General features: G+C 66.0%; 22 protein-coding genes. 11 read left to right on the top strand and 11 right to left on the bottom strand.

What is annotated here, in order from left to right:
• Positions 1-10: 10 nt before the first annotated feature.
• The 5 genes from ACH49N_RS17270 (at position 11) to ACH49N_RS17250 (ending at position 2,772) form a co-directional block, all read left to right on the top strand.
• On the top strand, positions 11-280 hold the full coding sequence (locus ACH49N_RS17270) for a hypothetical protein (protein WP_250772667.1): 270 nt from the start codon (positions 11-13) through the stop codon (positions 278-280).
• Between the two features lie 47 nt (positions 281-327).
• Positions 328-705 (top strand): DUF3349 domain-containing protein, encoded by a 378-nt coding sequence (locus ACH49N_RS17265; RefSeq protein WP_358273480.1) that lies wholly within the window; start codon positions 328-330, stop codon positions 703-705.
• A 3-nt stretch (positions 706-708) separates the two neighbouring features.
• Positions 709-1,008, top strand: coding sequence for a DUF3349 domain-containing protein (locus ACH49N_RS17260; RefSeq protein WP_208962346.1), 300 nt, complete (start codon positions 709-711; stop codon positions 1,006-1,008).
• The gene (gene menE / locus ACH49N_RS17255) at positions 981-2,150 is read left to right on the top strand and encodes an o-succinylbenzoate--CoA ligase (RefSeq protein WP_397504734.1); all 1,170 of its coding nucleotides are present in this window, start codon (positions 981-983) and stop codon (positions 2,148-2,150) included. Before ACH49N_RS17260 ends, menE begins: the two co-directional genes overlap by 28 nt.
• Positions 2,151-2,319: 169 nt before the next feature.
• The gene (locus tag ACH49N_RS17250; protein WP_358273484.1) at positions 2,320-2,772 is read left to right on the top strand and encodes a hypothetical protein; all 453 of its coding nucleotides are present in this window, start codon (positions 2,320-2,322) and stop codon (positions 2,770-2,772) included.
• A gap of 175 nt (positions 2,773-2,947) precedes the next feature.
• Here ACH49N_RS17250 and ACH49N_RS17245 read toward each other — a convergent pair whose 3' ends face one another.
• The 4 genes from ACH49N_RS17245 to ACH49N_RS17230 form a co-directional block, all read right to left on the bottom strand.
• Positions 2,948-3,097, bottom strand: coding sequence for a hypothetical protein (locus ACH49N_RS17245; RefSeq protein ID WP_397504733.1), 150 nt, complete (start codon positions 3,095-3,097; stop codon positions 2,948-2,950).
• A gap of 144 nt (positions 3,098-3,241) precedes the next feature.
• Positions 3,242-3,409 (bottom strand): Sec-independent protein translocase subunit TatA, encoded by a 168-nt coding sequence (tatA, locus tag ACH49N_RS17240; RefSeq protein ID WP_109327910.1) that lies wholly within the window; start codon positions 3,407-3,409, stop codon positions 3,242-3,244.
• Positions 3,409-4,083, bottom strand: coding sequence for a Rid family hydrolase (locus tag ACH49N_RS17235; protein ID WP_358273487.1), 675 nt, complete (start codon positions 4,081-4,083; stop codon positions 3,409-3,411). Before ACH49N_RS17235 ends, tatA begins: the two co-directional genes overlap by 1 nt.
• A 26-nt stretch (positions 4,084-4,109) precedes the next feature.
• On the bottom strand, positions 4,110-5,690 hold the full coding sequence (locus ACH49N_RS17230; protein WP_358273489.1) for an FAD-dependent oxidoreductase: 1,581 nt from the start codon (positions 5,688-5,690) through the stop codon (positions 4,110-4,112).
• A 226-nt stretch (positions 5,691-5,916) separates the two neighbouring features.
• On the opposite strand from ACH49N_RS17230, the gene ACH49N_RS17225 reads away from it, so the two are divergent.
• From ACH49N_RS17225 to ACH49N_RS17215, 3 genes are all read left to right on the top strand, one after another.
• Entirely contained in the window at positions 5,917-7,434 is a 1,518-nt protein-coding gene (locus tag ACH49N_RS17225; RefSeq protein ID WP_358273491.1) for an APC family permease, read from the top strand.
• Complete coding sequence (locus ACH49N_RS17220; protein WP_358273492.1) at positions 7,434-8,174, top strand: IclR family transcriptional regulator C-terminal domain-containing protein; 741 nt, start codon at positions 7,434-7,436, stop codon at positions 8,172-8,174. Before ACH49N_RS17225 ends, ACH49N_RS17220 begins: the two co-directional genes overlap by 1 nt.
• A 94-nt stretch (positions 8,175-8,268) precedes the next feature.
• On the top strand, positions 8,269-9,138 hold the full coding sequence (locus ACH49N_RS17215; protein WP_358273493.1) for a 1,4-dihydroxy-2-naphthoate polyprenyltransferase: 870 nt from the start codon (positions 8,269-8,271) through the stop codon (positions 9,136-9,138).
• 6 nt (positions 9,139-9,144) lie between these two features.
• Here ACH49N_RS17215 and ACH49N_RS17210 read toward each other — a convergent pair whose 3' ends face one another.
• From ACH49N_RS17210 to ACH49N_RS17195, 4 genes are all read right to left on the bottom strand, one after another.
• The gene (locus tag ACH49N_RS17210) at positions 9,145-9,525 is read right to left on the bottom strand and encodes a phage holin family protein (RefSeq protein WP_109334935.1); all 381 of its coding nucleotides are present in this window, start codon (positions 9,523-9,525) and stop codon (positions 9,145-9,147) included.
• A gap of 62 nt (positions 9,526-9,587) precedes the next feature.
• Entirely contained in the window at positions 9,588-10,151 is a 564-nt protein-coding gene (locus ACH49N_RS17205; RefSeq protein ID WP_159920329.1) for a Clp protease N-terminal domain-containing protein, read from the bottom strand.
• A 6-nt stretch (positions 10,152-10,157) separates the two neighbouring features.
• The gene (locus ACH49N_RS17200) at positions 10,158-10,373 is read right to left on the bottom strand and encodes a helix-turn-helix domain-containing protein (protein ID WP_109327895.1); all 216 of its coding nucleotides are present in this window, start codon (positions 10,371-10,373) and stop codon (positions 10,158-10,160) included.
• A 62-nt stretch (positions 10,374-10,435) separates the two neighbouring features.
• The gene (locus tag ACH49N_RS17195; RefSeq protein WP_358273495.1) at positions 10,436-11,188 is read right to left on the bottom strand and encodes a 1-acyl-sn-glycerol-3-phosphate acyltransferase; all 753 of its coding nucleotides are present in this window, start codon (positions 11,186-11,188) and stop codon (positions 10,436-10,438) included.
• A gap of 129 nt (positions 11,189-11,317) precedes the next feature.
• Between ACH49N_RS17195 and ACH49N_RS17190 the strand changes: the two genes are divergently transcribed.
• Positions 11,318-11,863 carry a GNAT family N-acetyltransferase gene (locus ACH49N_RS17190; protein ID WP_159920325.1) on the top strand — a complete coding sequence of 182 codons (546 nt, stop codon included), beginning with the start codon at positions 11,318-11,320 and terminating at the stop codon, positions 11,861-11,863.
• A 31-nt stretch (positions 11,864-11,894) separates the two neighbouring features.
• Here ACH49N_RS17190 and ACH49N_RS17185 read toward each other — a convergent pair whose 3' ends face one another.
• Both ACH49N_RS17185 and ACH49N_RS17180 read right to left on the bottom strand, forming a co-directional pair.
• A complete protein-coding gene (locus ACH49N_RS17185; protein ID WP_358273497.1) occupies positions 11,895-13,004 on the bottom strand; it encodes a PLP-dependent cysteine synthase family protein in 1,110 nt (369 codons plus the stop codon).
• The gene (locus tag ACH49N_RS17180) at positions 13,001-13,384 is read right to left on the bottom strand and encodes a DUF4229 domain-containing protein (RefSeq protein WP_358273498.1); all 384 of its coding nucleotides are present in this window, start codon (positions 13,382-13,384) and stop codon (positions 13,001-13,003) included. The genes ACH49N_RS17185 and ACH49N_RS17180 overlap by 4 nt, the downstream gene beginning before the upstream one ends.
• A gap of 187 nt (positions 13,385-13,571) precedes the next feature.
• Here ACH49N_RS17180 and ACH49N_RS17175 point away from each other — a divergent pair, with 187 nt between their 5' ends.
• Together ACH49N_RS17175 and ACH49N_RS17170 are read left to right on the top strand one after the other, a co-directional pair.
• On the top strand, positions 13,572-13,799 hold the full coding sequence (locus ACH49N_RS17175) for a BldC family transcriptional regulator (protein WP_358273499.1): 228 nt from the start codon (positions 13,572-13,574) through the stop codon (positions 13,797-13,799).
• Between the two features lie 170 nt (positions 13,800-13,969).
• Positions 13,970-14,173, top strand: a complete 204-nt coding sequence (locus tag ACH49N_RS17170; protein WP_358273501.1) for a hypothetical protein — start codon at positions 13,970-13,972, stop codon at positions 14,171-14,173.
• Between the two features lie 25 nt (positions 14,174-14,198).
• Here the strand turns inward: ACH49N_RS17170 and ACH49N_RS17165 are convergent, their stop codons facing one another.
• Positions 14,199-15,542 (bottom strand): AAA family ATPase, encoded by a 1,344-nt coding sequence (locus ACH49N_RS17165; RefSeq protein ID WP_159920317.1) that lies wholly within the window; start codon positions 15,540-15,542, stop codon positions 14,199-14,201.
• Positions 15,543-15,579: the final 37 nt, after the last annotated feature.

Genomic DNA, 15,579 nt, shown 5'->3' with positions numbered 1-15,579 from the left:
GGAGCTGCTCATGACCCTCTTGACCACCACCGTCAACTCGCTCTGGCAAGTGATCCTCGTCGGACTGCTGTTCGGTGCGGGACTGCCCGCCATCTTCGCTCTCGGACTGAAGTCGCTCAGCGCAGGAGCCGAAGGTGAGACCTCGGCGCCGCAGCCGTCCGTCGCAGGCCGGATCGGTGCCGTGGCCTGCTTCGCCGTCGTGCTGATCGCGATCATCACTGGGATACTGCTGTTGATGAGCGACTTCCTGGCCAGCACGTTCGGTATCCACATCTTCTGAGCGGCGACCGCGAGGTTCCCACTCCATCGACGAAAGAGGCCGAACGCGTGCCCAAATACTCACTTCGTTCCGTACTCGATTGGCTCCGCGCCGGATACCCCGAAGGGATTCCGGCGAAGGACCATTTCGCGTTGCTGGCCGTGTTGCGTCGTCGACTCACCGATGAGGAAATCGAGCAAGTGGTGGCGCTGTCGATCGAAACGGCCCACGAACACCCGAATCGCCACGTCGATTACGACAGCATCCGGCGCCTCATCAGTGAGATCACCCACGAAGAGCCGTCGGAGGAGGACGTTGCGCGGGTCACCGCGAACCTCACCGCGGGAGGGTGGCCGGTCGCTGGTGACACTGCGGGAGGGTGGCCGGTCGCCGGCAACACCGACGAGGGTGCGGGCGATCCGAAAGAAACACGCGACGCGGGATAACCGATGAGCCTTCCACCGTTCCTCACTTCCATCGTCGGGTGGCTGCGAGCCGGCTATCCCAATGGTGTGCCCGAGCAGGACTACATCCCGTTGTTCGCCTTGCTCACTCGCCGCCTGTCCGAGGACGAGGTGGATGCCGTCGCCGACGCTCTCGTCGAGGAAGGTGACCTCCCCATCGAGAAGACGGACATCCAGGTCCTGATCACCAAGGTCACCGACGAGTTGCCACTCGAATCGGATGTCGACCGGGTTCGCAGCAACCTTGCCGCGGGCGGATGGCCGTTGGCCGGGCCCGCCCAGTGAGCGAACTCCAGATCCTTCCCGTCCCGTCGGGCGTCAGGGTTGTCGGTATCCTGCCGCAGCTGTCGGAGATGCTCGACGGAACCGCCCCCGCCGCGCTGCCCGTCCCCGCCGCGGACGAGCGGGAGATCCGGCGACTGACCGACGCCTTGCGTCCTGGGGAGCCGATCGACGACGGCGTCGCACTCGTCGTGGCGACTTCGGGTACGACGGGCGTGCCCAAAGGTGCGATGCTCACGGCGGCTGCGCTGCGCGCGAGCGGTGAGGCGACACACGCAAGACTCGGCGGGCCCGGCTCCTGGCTCCTGGCGCTGCCCGCCCACCACATCGCGGGGATGCAGGTGCTCCTGCGCAGTGTGCTGGCGGGCACCGAACCGGTCGTGGTCGATGTGACGGGAGGTTTCGATCCCGCAGCGCTGCCCGCCGCGGTCGAGACCATGACCTCGCGTCGCCGCTACACGTCTCTGGTTCCGACGCAGCTCGTCAAGGCCCTCGACCACCCCGGCGCGGTGGCGGCACTCGCCTCCCTCGACGCCGTCCTGCTCGGCGGCGCAGCGACACCGGCCCCGGTGCTGCAACGTGCCCAGGAGGCTGGGATTACCGTCGTCCGCACCTACGGCATGAGCGAAACGTGCGGGGGATGCGTGTACGACGGGATCCCTCTCGACGGCGCACGGGTCCGGATCGACGACGACGGCCGCGTCCTGCTCGGCGGACCCATGCTGGCGACCGGTTACCGCGGCATTCCCGACCACCCCGCGTTCGCCGAACCCGGCTGGTTCCGCACCGACGACTCCGGGTCGCTCACCGACGGAATCCTCAGCATCACCGGCCGACTGGACGAGGCCATCTCCACCGGCGGCCTCACCGTCGTACCGCAAGTCGTCGAGCGCGCACTCAACGAGCACCCGGCCGTGCGTGAATGCGCCGTCTTCGGCCTCCCCGACGAACGACTCGGCCGGCGTGTCACCGCCGCCGTCGTCGCCGAATCCGGAACCCTCCCCACGCTCGACGAACTGCGGCAGTTCGTCGAACGCACCCTCGACCCCACCGCTGCGCCCCGCGAACTGCACCTCGTCGACGCCCTCCCCCTCCGCGGTCCCGGCAAGGTCGACCGCCGCGCCCTGGAGTCCAGGTTCGGGTAGGGCGCGCCTGTTTGCGATGATTTTTGCCAGCCGCGGTCGCAATGGTCGCGCGTCTGGCCAATGTCTCCGCGGATGGAGTTGTCCACAGGCTGCGCTCTATCCACAGGGTCGCTCTGAAGTCCTGGTGAGCACACCAGCCCTGTCTGCCGCGTGCTGCACGATGTCCGCCATGACCGACGATCTGATCTTTCGACGCCGAGCCTTGGCTGACGGCATCACCGACTCCGAGATCCGACGCGCGCGAAGGTCCGGACAACTTGTGCGGATCGCCGCGGGCGCGGACGTCTCCGACGCGCACTTCGCCGGACTCGACGCGTGTGCACTGCACCGAATACGCATCGCTGCGGCCCTGCAGTCGCGGCCACCCGGTGTCGTGGTGAGCCACGCCTCCGCGGCGCTGCTGCACGATATGGATGTCGGTGACATTCCGCTCCAGCGGGTACATCTGACTCGCAATCACACGTCCGGCGGCGGCCGAACTGCTGAAGTACACCTCCACGCCGCACCATTCGACGCGTCCGACGTCGTCGTGGTGGGCGGGCTGCCGGTCACCACGACCGCGCGAACAGTGGTGGACACCGGCGCGCATCTCGACGTTCGACCAGGCCGTCGTGGTCGGTGACTCGGCGCTGCACCGCCGGCTTGGCACACTCGACCACATCGGGGACGTGATCGATCGGTCCGGACCACGAAAAGGTATCGCGACGGCGCGACGCGCAGCGGGATTCCTCGACGGTCGCAGCGAAAGCCCGGGAGAATCGCTGAGCCGCACTCGGATACGCCGGCACGGACTACCCTCACCTCAACTGCAACGAGTTCTCCACGACAGCAGTGGCGCGTTCCTCGGCCGCGTCGACTTCTTCTGGGAAGCTGACGGCGTGGTCGGAGAGTTCGATGGCCTGGGGAAATACGGCGTCGACGGTGGGCAGGCGGCCGTGGCCGTGCACCGGGAGAAACTCCGCGAGGACGCAATTCGTGACTCCGGGTTCGAAGTGAAGGACACTTGCAAAGACATTGGCTACCTTCCGACGCAATTGCTGCGCATCCGACCAATGTCCCTGCAAGTGCAGGTTCACCTCCCGCCCGGGCGCCTACTTCTCCAGTTCGGGGGCGTCCGCTTGCAACTCCCCCACCTCGGTTTTGAGGATTCGCATGGATCGGCCGAGACCGCGCGCAGCGTCGGGCAATTTCTTCGATCCGAAGAGCACCACCAGAACCACCGCGACAATCGCCCAGTGTGACGGGCTCATCGCTCCCATTACTGCGGCTCCTCACCGTCGGGGTACACGGCGTCCACCTCGACCTCGACGAGCCATCCCGCTGCCGGCAGGCTCGCCACCTCGAGCGCGAATCGGCTGGGACGCGCGGAGTTCCGTTCCATCGGCGCGGCCGGTTCCGCGGTGCCGAGGGGAACCAGTTCGGTGTCGCCAGTGTCGAGGTTGGTGTTCGCGAAGAACTGCCGGTAGGCGCGATTCCAGCCGGCGTAATCGGCGCGGTCCGTTCCGGGGGCATTGTCGAGGAACACCCGCATGGTCACGACGTCCTCGAGCGTCAGCCCCTGCGCCTCGAGATTGTCGCGAATTCGCTTCAGCGCGTTGATGCCCTGCGCTTCGGTGATCGTGACCCCAGCGGGAAGCATGCCGGCTGCGAACACGTCGGTGTCGATGTACGACTCCGGGGTTCCCTCGGGCGCAGCTTTGTTGGACGCACCCGGTCCGATTCCGCTCGACTTGTAGACGGCGGTGCCACCGCCGATCGCCACCCCCTGCGCGATCATCGGATTCGCCTCGCCCGCTTCAAGAATGGATTTCGAGACGAAGGTGCTGCCTGGCGCCTCTGCTGCGGCCTCGTCGGAGGAGCATGAGGTGGCGCCTGCGAGAACAGCGGACGCCGCGAGGGCAGTGGTAATTGCCTTGATACGGAACGACTTCATGAAGAACTCCTTGTTAGAGGGGAAGGTCAGGCTTCCTGGGCCACGCGCTCGTGGATGTGAGTGACGACGTCGCGAGCGGACGTCAGAGCGCCGTGCTGCCAGGCGATCGCATTGGACAGGTGGTCGCCTGCGAAGTAGATCTTCTCGACCGGGTCGAGCAACTTCTCGTACTCGGGGGTGGCCGCCCCGCCGTGGGAGCCACCGCTTCCCGCCCAATTGACCCACGCGCTCTCGGAGTACTTGGTGCGACGCCAGCTGCCGGAGAACGACGAGGAGATGTCGCGGGTGTACTTCTCACCGTGGATTTCGGAGCCCTCGGCGATCGCCTTGGCGAGCCGCTGCCGGTGGGTGAGCGACTCGAACGCCTCCTGCCTCTTGCCGCTGCTGTAGTAGGCGACGACCACGCCTCGATCGGAGTTGTAGTGGTCGTACGGGAACATGATCTGCGAGATGTCCTTGTCGGTGTTGGACGCGCCGCCGTAGATGCGGTCCTCCGTCTCCCACCACCGGCGCGAGTACTCGATGCCGAGCTTGCCGGACGACGACGGCTTGGCCGCCTTCAGCGCGGTGAGCACGTCGGCGGGCAGGTTGTTCTGCAGACGTCCGATCAGGTGTGGCGGAATCGTGCAGATCGCGTAGTCGGCGGTGATCGACTTCTTCGAGCCGCCGGCGGTGTATTCGACAGTGACGCCCTCGGACACGTTCTTCATCGACGTCACCTCGGCGCCGAAGACGATGTTGTCGGTGCCGATCCTGTCCTGAAAGGCGTAATAGATGCGGTCCATGCCGCCGACCGGGGTGAACATCATCATCGCCTGGTCGTAGCCGAAGTCGAAGCTGAAGTTTCGGCCGATGCCGCTGCGGATCACTTCCTGCATCGCAAACGGCTTCTTCTCGCTGCCGAAGTTCAACCCGGCACCGGGCTCGGAATCGTAACCGCGACGCGAGGATCCGAGGTATCGGCCGTCGTCGGACAGGTCACCGAAGTCACTGAGGAACTCCGACAACGCGTCTTTGTCCTCGTGGGTCAGCACCTGGTCCAGCGCGCCCTGATCGGTTGCCTTCTTCAACAGTTCCGACATGTAACCGAACGTGTCGGCCTTCGCGGCCCGGTACGTCACGGACTGGCCCGACAACGACGTGTCGCTCTGGTAGTTCACATACGTATTCGCGTTTTGGTTCCCGAAGCCCTGGATCTCGACGCCGAGTTCCCGGCAGTAGTCGAGGGTGATGTGGCTCTGCGGGATGCGGGTGGCGCCGACGTTGTAGAAGTGCCCCTCCGAGAACGTGCATTTCTGCGTCTCGCCGTTCAGGTCGGTCTCCTCGGTACCGCCCCGGGCGGTCCAGACGCGGCCACCGGGCCGAGTGCGGGCTTCGAGGACCGTCACCGTGTATCCGGCCTTCTGCAGTTCGAACGCCGAACACAGGCCGGCGGGGCCGCCGCCGAGCACGACCACGGAGTGGCTGCCCTTCACCTTCCCGATCAGGTCGCCGGCCGCGAGCGGCTGGAACGCGCGGGCGGGAGCGGCGGTCGACGGTGCGAGCCCGAGCGTCGACATCGCACCGTACGCGAGTCCCGCGCCCCCGGTGGCCCCGAGGCCCTTCATGAAAAATCTACGTGTGAATGCCAATTCGCGCTCCCATTCTTGCGCCCGGCGACCCGGGTAACTTGTCCGGATTCATCCTGGGAGGAACGCGAGTCGGGAAGTTGTCGGCGGCGAAACAGTCTGAGGCCGGCGAGCGAGAACGGTCGCGGGCCGTTCTCACTCCCGAAGCGGAGTTCGACCCGAAACCGAAACTTTTCGGCAACACGACCCGGCTAGTTTCACGCGCATGTCAGCCCTTTCCGACGCCATCGCGCGTTCGTTCGCCACCGGCGAGCCCGAACGTCAGGCCGTGTCGCCGCTGCGTGCGCTGGGCCGGCGGCAGTTGTCGGGCTTCGAGGTTCTCGCCCAGTCGGTGGCCACGACGGCTCCGGCGGTGTCGATGGTGGTCCTGCCCGTCACCATGTTCACCCATCAGATGCTTCTGAGCGGTGTGGTCACCATCGCCGTCGCTACGGTCGTGATCACGCTGATTGCGGTGTGCGTCTCCCAGTTCACGCGGCGGATGGCAGCGGCAGGCGGCATCTACAGCTTCGTATTCCAGGGACTCGGTACCCGGGCCGCCCTCACCGCCGGCGTGGCCATGCTCACCAAGTACGTAGGTAGTGCCGTCATGACCCTGTACCACGGCGGTCAGGCCGTGATCACGACACTCGGTTTCCTCGGACTGGAGATGCGTGGTCCCGCCGACCGGGTACTGATTTACGCCGGCATCGCACTCGTCATTCTCGGATGTCTGGTGCGGGGCGTGCGGTTCGCAGCCCTCGCCATTCTCGCCATCGAAACATGTTCGCTGCTCTTCATCGTCGGCCTGATGGTGGTGACAGGCGCGGGCGGGCAACACGCCGTGGTGCCGCCCGAAGACTCGTCGTCGCACGGTCTCCTGACCATGGCGCTCGTTGCCGTGTTCGCTCTCGCCGGTTTCGAGAGCGCCACTTTTTTCGGACCCGAGGCCAAGCGGCCCCTCGCGACGGTGACCCGGACCGTCCTCCTCACCCCGATGATCTGCGGTGCGTTGTTCATCTTCGCCGGCTGGGCCGCGTGGTCCGGCCGCGCCGACACCCTCGTCAACGCCTACCTCCACGGCACGTCGACCGGTGTCGCCCCAGCGGTCGTCATCGCGCTGAATATCGGGCTCGGGACGTCGTGGCTTGCCTCGGCGATGGCGTCGTCCAACGCCGCCTCACGCCTCGTGTATTCGATGGGCGTCGAATCAGTGGTTCCGCGGCTGTTCGCGCGCGTGCAGCGCGGCTACCGCACTCCCTATGCCGCTCTGGCCCTGATTGTCTGCACCGTATGCGTGGGCGCAGCGACCTTCGGAATCGTCGGCAAGTCGACCGCCTTCGGTCACGTTCAACTGGCAGCACGCACGGCGGTGATCGCCGCCTATGTGCTGGTCGCGGTGGCGTCGGTGCAATTCCTCCGCCGAATTCAGGAGCACACCGCATTGACCTTGTGCGCCGGGGTCGCGGGCAGCGCAGCCGGTGGAACCGTCCTCACCTACCTGTTGTTCACCACTGCCTCACACGGCCTCGTCATGGTTCCCGCGGTGATGCTCACGCTGCTGCTGTCCGGTTCTGCCTGGCACCTTTTCCTCCAGTGGCACCATCCCGCGAGTCTGATGTCGATCGGCGTGTTCGACAGCGCGGAAACGGAGGACGTACTGCCGGGTGCGGGCGTGTTCGCCACCGACGCGACGGGCAACCTGGCATTGACCGCAAGTGCGCGAACCCATGAGATGCGCTGATGGCGAGGAGGACCGGGGAGCTCGCGGGCCACGAACCCCGCGCCGTGCAGAAAGCACTCGCACTACTCGAGGCCGTCGCCCAACTGGGCTCGGGAGCAACTGCCAAGGACGTCGCCGCCCATGCGGGTATCCCCCAGGCGACGGCCTATCGGCTTCTGAATCTGCTCACCGCCGACGGCTATCTGGTGCGAATCTCCGACCTCTCCGGATTCGCACTCGGTCGCCGCACCCGGCAACTCGCGGGCGCCGACACGCCGGACCCAGTCGATCAGCACACGATCGTCGAGGGACTGCGGTCTCAGGTGCGGTTCGGTGTCTATCTCGCATCGTTCACGGGGGGCGCGGTCCGGCTCGTCGACAAGGACCCCGACCACGAACTCAGCGGTGAAGGCACCATCACGGCGCATCCGCATGCGTCCGCCATCGGGAAGATCCTCCTCGCGGCGCACCCCGAACTCGTACAGCAGCAACTACGCCGGGTCACGTCCCGCACGATCACCGACATCTCGATGCTGAACGCCGAGCTGGAGACCATTCGGCACACCGGTTCGGCCCGGGAAGTGGACGAGATTCGTATCGGCCGCAGTTCCGTCGCCGTCCCCGTGCTCGACTCCCGACACGGCGTGGTCGGCTGCCTCGCCGCGATCGGGAAGACTGGACGGCTGGCCGTCGGCGATCCGGAGTTGACCGACCTCCTACACGCCTGCGCCCACCGCCTCGGCGCCGGTGTGTCGGCCTGAACAGATCGCAGCCGTTACCGGTTCGCCCCGCCCGGTAACACTCAGGTACTGGTCCACCGCATTCGGCGGTGGTGCGGAGTGCAAAGATCGACACATGGCAACGGCTGCTCAATGGATCGAAGGCGCTCGTCCGCGCACCCTCCCGAACGCGATCGCCCCAGTGCTGGCGGGCACAGGCGCAGCGGCGTCGCTCGGCGGCGCAGTGTGGTGGAAGGCGTTACTGGCGCTCGTCGTCTCTCTCGCGTTGATCGTCGGGGTCAACTTCGCCAACGACTACTCCGACGGCATTCGCGGCACCGACGACGAACGGGTCGGACCGCTGCGGCTCGTCGGTTCCAAGTTGGCGAAGCCGTCGGCGGTGAAAGCTGCTGCCATCGCCTGCTTCGCCGTCGCCGCTGCCGCCGGACTCGTACTCGCCGTCACCACTGCATGGTGGTTGGTTCTGATCGGCGCGCTGTGCATCGTAGGCGCCTGGTTCTACACAGGCGGCAAAAAACCCTACGGGTACAGCGGTTTCGGCGAGGTTGCCGTCTTCGTATTCTTCGGTCTCGTCGCCGTCCTCGGCACCCAATACGTGCAGGCGGAGACGGTGGACTGGGCGGGACTCGTGACGGCCGTTGCCGTCGGATCGTTCTCCAGCGCGGTGCTCGTGGCGAACAACCTCCGGGACATCCCCACGGACACCGAATCGGGCAAACGCACACTCGCTGTCCGTCTCGGCGATGCCCGCACCCGCATCCTGCACCTCGTCACCTTGACCGTCCCGTTCATCGCGACTCTCGTCCTCCTTGCGCGCACCCCCTGGGCGCTTCTCGGACTATTGGCCGTGCCCCTTGCGATCCGGGCGAACTCGCCGGTTCGTTCCGGCGCCACAGGCCTGGCCTTGATACCGGCATTGCGGGATTCGGGCCTGGCCATGCTCATCTGGGGCGCAGCGACGGCCGTGGCGTTGTCGCTGGCCTGACCGAGCTCAGTCGCGGTCCGGAACGACGATGTTGACCAGGAAATTGACCACCGAGATGATCAGGCCGCCCCAGAGAGCCGTCCAGAAGCCGTCGACCGTCATGCCGTAGTCGGTCTGTGAACTCAGCCAAGCGGTGAGCATCAACATCAGCGCGTTGATCACCAGGGTGAAAAGTCCGAGCGTGAGAATCAGCAGCGGCAACGACAACAGCTTCACCAGCGGTTTGACGAAGATGTTGACCACCGTGAATACCAGCGCGATACCGAGCAGCACCACGATGTCCCACGCAGTGCCGTTGCCCGAACTCGAGATGTCTATGCCCGACACCCAGGCGGCCGCGAGCCAGATCGCGAACGCGTTGACGACGAGACGTACCAAGAAGGTCATCTGTGCATGCTGGCACATCACTGCGACACACGGGCATCGCCCCCATTCGCGGAGAGCCCGGTTCAGGCTGCCCGGTCGAGCGCGGCGTGCACCCGGCGCCGGAGTTCGTCCACAGTCACCGAAACCTCGAGTATCTCGCGGGCCGTGCCGTCCGCGGCTCGGAGCACTCCCAGCAGCACGTGCTCGGGTCCGATGTGATTGTCCTTGCGGGCCAGGGCTTCCCGTAGGGACAGTTCGAGCGCTTTCTTGGCGTCCTTCGTGAACGGGATGTGGCCCGACTTGCGCCCGAACCAGCCGCGCGGCCCCTTGGGCGGCTCGGGATCGAGGACGCCCTTCCCGAAGGTCTGTTCGAGACTGCGGCGGACGGCGTCGAGATCGATGCCGATCGATCCGAGTGCATCCGCGTCCGCATCGCTGAGCGCTATACCCCGTTCCGCGACAGTGCGTCTCGCGGCCGCGAGGACGATGCCGGAATCGGCGAGGATGCCCTGGACGGGTTCGGTCGGCACGGACAGAAGCCCGAGAACGAGGTGTTCGGGACCGATCCGCGGCGACTTCAGAGCGCGAGCCTCCTTCTGGGCATCGATCACCACAGCACGGGCATCCGTCGAAAATCGTTCGAACATGGGGAGCTACCTCCCTTTCCGATTGTGCTTCTGATGGACCGCTTGCCTGCTCACCTCGAGCGAGTCGGCAATCGCCTGCCAGGACCAGCCCTGAGCGCGAGCGTTGTCGACCTGAATAGCTTCGAGCCGCTCCAGAAGACGTCGCAGGGCACGCACGGCCCGTAACCCCTCGGCGGGGTCCGGGCTTCCCGCTGCAGCTGCGAGTGTCGTTGCCTCCGTCATACATGTCAATCTAGGTTGACACCGGGTCGGGTGTCAACCTTTCTTGACGCCTTGTCGACGGCTCAGTACGCGGCGACCGCCCCGTCGACCGCCTTCTGTAGCTCGCACTGCGCGATGTGGGCAATGTCCATCGGCTTGACGGGGAGAGCAGTGAGCGGTTGAGCGACATACACACTCGCACCCTTCACCAGCTCGGTATCGGCGCCGTGCGCGTCCGGGCCGTAGCTGATGCCGATCGAGAGCAGCGCGGGAGTGACACCTCGATCGACAGCGCGCTTGGCGATGTGACCGATGCCGCTGTTGATGTGCTGGAGCCGGGTCGGGTCGCCCTCATTGCAGGTGCCCTCCGGGAAGATCGCGAGGTTGTCTCCCCGGCATAACCTTTCGGCCGCCACGTCCATCATCAGACGCCCCGCATCCGCCACGGCGCGCAAGCCGTAGTTCTTACTGCGGAACACCGGGATGCCGCCCATCATGTCGACCTTCTTGCGGAGATCGGGGTCGGTGAACAACTCGTCCTTGGCCAGTACACGGGTCGTGCCGATCACTCGGCGCAGAGGCGTCTTCCACGCGGTCGCGGCAAGCGTGTACTGATCGCTGTGCGTCACATGATTGGCGGCCACGAGCAGTACCGCTCCGGACTTGACGAGCTCGGTCAGCTGCTCCTCGGCGCCGTCGGCATACCGGACCCGCGGCCGGTACTTCATGCTCAACATCGCGTACGCCAGCTTGGCCAGCACCCGGTTCTGCTGATGATCGCGGTAATAGTCGTACACCGCACGGTAGTTCTCGAGGGTTACCTCGGGCCTGTCCATACCTAGTCCCCGATCGCATCGTCCTGACCTCAGGCTACCAACCTACGGTTGCGTAGCCTGCGGAGGCGTAGGTACTGGGATCATGCTGCAAAGGTGTGTGAATTGACTGGTTTCGGGTAAAACAGACCTGTGATCCGCTCGGCCATCGTCACCGACCTGCCCACTCTCCAACAGATCGAAGTTGCCGCAGGAGCTCCGTTCCGCGACATCGGAATGGACGCGATCGCGGAGGATCCGCCGCCCTCACTCGACGAGTTGAGGGAATTTCTGGATGCGGGGAGGATTTGGGTCGCCGCGGACGCAGACGGCGACCCGGTCGCATATGCCCTGGTTGCGCTCGTGGACGGCGCCGCGCACATCGAACAGGTCTCGGTCCATCCCAGCGCCGCCCGGCAGGGACTCGGGGCGCTCCTTCTCGACGAGATCTCGTCCTGGGCGGCGGAACGCGGCTTTCCGGCCCTCACACTGACCACCTTCGTCGACGTTCCCTGGAATGCGCCGTACTACGAGCGGCTGGGCTTTCGGCCCCTGCAGGATTGCGAACTCACCCCCGGGCTGTCACAGATCCGCGCGGACGAGGCACGCAACGGACTGGCAGCGTGGCCGCGCGTCACCATGACGCGACCGGTGGCCACGCCCGCACGCCGGGCGCAGCCGACGAGTCAGCCGGCCTGACTCAGGCACTCCCGGTCCGACTCAGCCACTCTCAGGCGGTGTGACCTGGCAAGACTCCGGTATGCGCGAAGTCGTCCAGCAATGCAGTCGGCCCGGTGAGGTCGATGCCCTCAGCGCTGACCCACCGGTCGTCGTAATAGGTGTCCGCGTAGCGCTCACCGCCGTCGCAGAGGACGGTCACGACGCTGCCGGAGCGGCCGGCCGCGATCATCTCTGCCACCACCGAGAACGCGCCCCACAGGTTCGTGCCGGTGGAACCACCCACACGCCGGCCCAGTGCCGAACTGGCATGGCGCATGGTGGCAATGGAAGCGGCGTCGGGTACGCGCATCATCCGATCGATGACCTGTCCGACGAACGAAGGTTCCACGCGAGGCCTGCCGATGCCCTCGATACGGGACGGCAGCCCGGTCGCGTAGTCACAGGAATTGGTGTCGTACCCGTCGAAGAACGCCGAGTTCTCGGGATCGACCACGAGGAGTCGGGTGGCGTGCCTGCGGTACCGGATATAACGCCCCAGCGTCGCGCTGGTGCCTCCGGTACCGGCACTCATCACGATCCACTCCGGCACCGGGTGTTCCTCACGCGCCATCTGCTGATAGATCGACTCGGCGATGTTGTTGTTGCCCCGCCAGTCGGTGGCCCGCTCGGCGTGGGTGAACTGATCCATGAAGTGGCCGTTCGACTCCGCCGCGAGCCTGCGGGCCTCGCTGTAGATCTCGGGCGGGCGGTCGATGAAGTGACAGCGCCCACCTTGCGCCTCGATCAGCGCGACCTTGGCGCCGCTCGTGCTGCGCGGCATCACCGCCACGAAGTCGAGGCCCAGCATCTTGGCGAAGTAGGCCTCACTGACCGCTGTCGAACCGGACGACGCCTCGATGACCGTGGTTCCCTCGGTGATCCACCCGTTGCAGATCGCGTACAGAAAAAGTGAACGGGCCAACCGGTGCTTCAGGCTTCCCGTGATGTGCGTCGACTCGTCCTTCAGGTACAGCTGCACGCCCCACGCCGGGGGAAGCGGGTAACGGAGGAGATGCGTGTCGGCGCTGCGCTGCGCGTCGGCCTCGATCAGACGAACCGCATTGTCCACCCAGTCTCGGGACCGGCTCCGATCGATGACGACGCAGTCGGCGTCCGTCACCGGTCCTCGCCGCGGAGTTTCGCGCGCAGGTCAGCCTGGTCCGCGCGGCGCTGCGCGTCGAACGCAGCGATCCCCTCGTTCACCCTGCGCCGAAGTGTCGCGAACAGCAGCAGAGACAGCGGAAGGGCGATCAGGACCGCGAAAATGGCGGCGACGAGCAGCGGAATCGTCACCCCGACCAGCGCGGCGACTCCGAGGATGATGCCCGCGATGACGACGACGAGGAGCAGTCGAGCGAAGGAGTAGAGCGCGACGTCGCGAGCCAGACGACCCTTGGTGACCCGTTCGGCCGGCTGCGGGGCCGCCGACCCTGCGGTCACGGGGGGCTTGGCCTGATCGGCTGGCTTCGGGCTCTTCGGCTTCTCACTGGGCTCGCTCACGACCCCCAGATTACCCACCCACCGGGGCGCGCTCGAACGTCCGACTTATCCGATTTGTCTATTACCTCCCCTTTACCAACATTAGATCGTTCGAGTACCTGAGGGTTGTGATGCCACGATGACCGTATTCGGTCGCGATTGCGACCAGCTGCAGCACTGGCAGAACGAAAACAGCGGAGGACCGTCGATGAGCGCACCCACCTACAACGGATCCGGTTTCAGCGGACCGAACGAAATCCTCATGACCCCGGGCCAGGTGGCCGCTCTGTTCCACGTCGACCCGAAAACCGTCACCCGGTGGGCGCACGCGGGCAGGCTCGGCTCGCTCCGGACACCCGGTGGCCACCGCCGGTTCCGTGAGGCCGAAGTGATGCAACTGCTTCGCTCGCTCACCACGGAGGCTTCCCGACCCTGAACACCTTGGCTACCCGACCCTGAACACGGAGGCTCCCGACCCTGAACACGGAGGCTGCGCGACCCTGAACAGGTGGACGGGCTCGCCCCTGAGGGGGTAGGTGCCGTCGGCTTCTTACACGGCTACGCTCGAGGGATACCGGCTACCCGAGCGGTGTAAGGAGGTGCGCGGTGCTGTATTTGTTGGCGCTCATCGGGCTCGTGGTCGTGGCGTTTCTACTTTGGAAAGCGTTCGGCCCGAATACGAAGCCAGTTCTCGACGACAGGGTTCTCGGACCCGACGACGATCCGGATTTTCTGTGGCGCATGAGTCGGGACGCCCGACGGAAGAAGTCGGACGAGCCCGACACGGGTTCGCCGGATACCACTGGGTGATTTCCCCCGCGGTTCGGTTACTGCGTCAGCGATGATCCTGGAGCGCGAAGGTGGAGGCTGGAAAGTCGGACGCCACCGCTGCAGCGAGTTCGAGTAGGGCATTGCGCGTCTTGGGCCGCAGGCGATCGAGTTCGATCTCGGCGCCTTCTTCGAGGTGTGGATCGAACGGGATGAGCCGGACCAGTCGGCACCGCTGTTCGAAGTGTTCGACCACTTTCGGCAGATCAACTTTGCCGGAGCGCGGGCGGACGGCGTTGACGACGGCCACGGACTTCGCGACGAGTTCGCGGTAGCCGTGCGCATCGAGCCAGTCGAGCGTCGCCGAGGCGCTGCGGGCACCGTCGACCGACCCCGAGCTGACCACCACGAGTGCGTCGGCCTCTTCGAGAATCGTCTGCATCGCGGAGTGCATCAGCCCGGTGCCGCAGTCGGTGAGGACGATGCTGTAGAACTTCTCGAGCATTGCGACCGTGCGCGCATAGTCGTCCGCGCTGAACGCCTCCGACACTGCCGGGTCGCTGTCCGATGCGAGTACCTCGAGCCGATGCCGACTCTGTGACGTGTAACTGCGGACGTCACTGTACTTTTCGATGCTGTGTTCGTCGCGGAGCAGATTCCGCACGGTGGCGGGGGTTTCCAGGGGGATCTTCTGGCTGAGCGTGCCGCGGTCCGGGTTGGCGTCGACCGCGATCACTCGATCACCGCGCAACGATGCGAACGTCGATCCCAGTGTGGCCGTGGTGGTGGTCTTGCCGACTCCACCCTTGAGGCTCAGCAGAGCGATCTTGTAGCAGCCCTGTAACGGCTGGTTGACCTGCTTGGTGAGCTCGATGCGGCGCTGTTCCTTGGCGCTGTTCCCCAGGTTGATGTAGCGACCGGACACCTGGTACAGCATTCTGCGCCACCCCGTGGTGGGGGCAGGCTTGACCTGCTTGAGTAGAAGTGACGTGGACAGGTCTCGCGCGGATACCGCGTACTGCTGCTGCTCGGGACGCACGGTCTGCGGACGGCTCGCCGGATGCTGCTGGGGAGCCGACGTGTACGCGGCGGGAGCAGGTTGCTGCGTGTGCGACGGCAGCTGCTGCGCGGGGGCCGTGAACGTCGGAGCCGGGGCGGGCTGCGGAGATGCGGGAGCCAGTGTGGGCGCCGGTGCCTGAGTAGGAGCCGCGGCCGGGGGCTGCGTCTGAGGACGCGCCGGCGTCGCGGCGGGGGCCTGGTGCCCCGGCTGCGCGAAGGGGTTGGGACCCTGCGGCTGAACGTACGGCGCCTGCCGCGCGGCGTTGTGCGGTGTGGATCCCACGGTGGTGTCGGCGGGCGGGTTCGATGCCGGCCGCACCGGCTCCCACCCGCCAGCGTTGTTTTCGGACATGGCCGAACATCCCCCCTAGATGAAGTCTCCGTAGTCC

Source organism: Rhodococcus sp. NPDC019647 (assembly GCF_044389235.1).
GTDB classification, from domain to species: Bacteria; Actinomycetota; Actinomycetes; order Mycobacteriales; family Mycobacteriaceae; genus Rhodococcus_F; species Rhodococcus_F oxybenzonivorans.
This window is presented reverse-complemented; position numbering and strand designations above follow the sequence as displayed.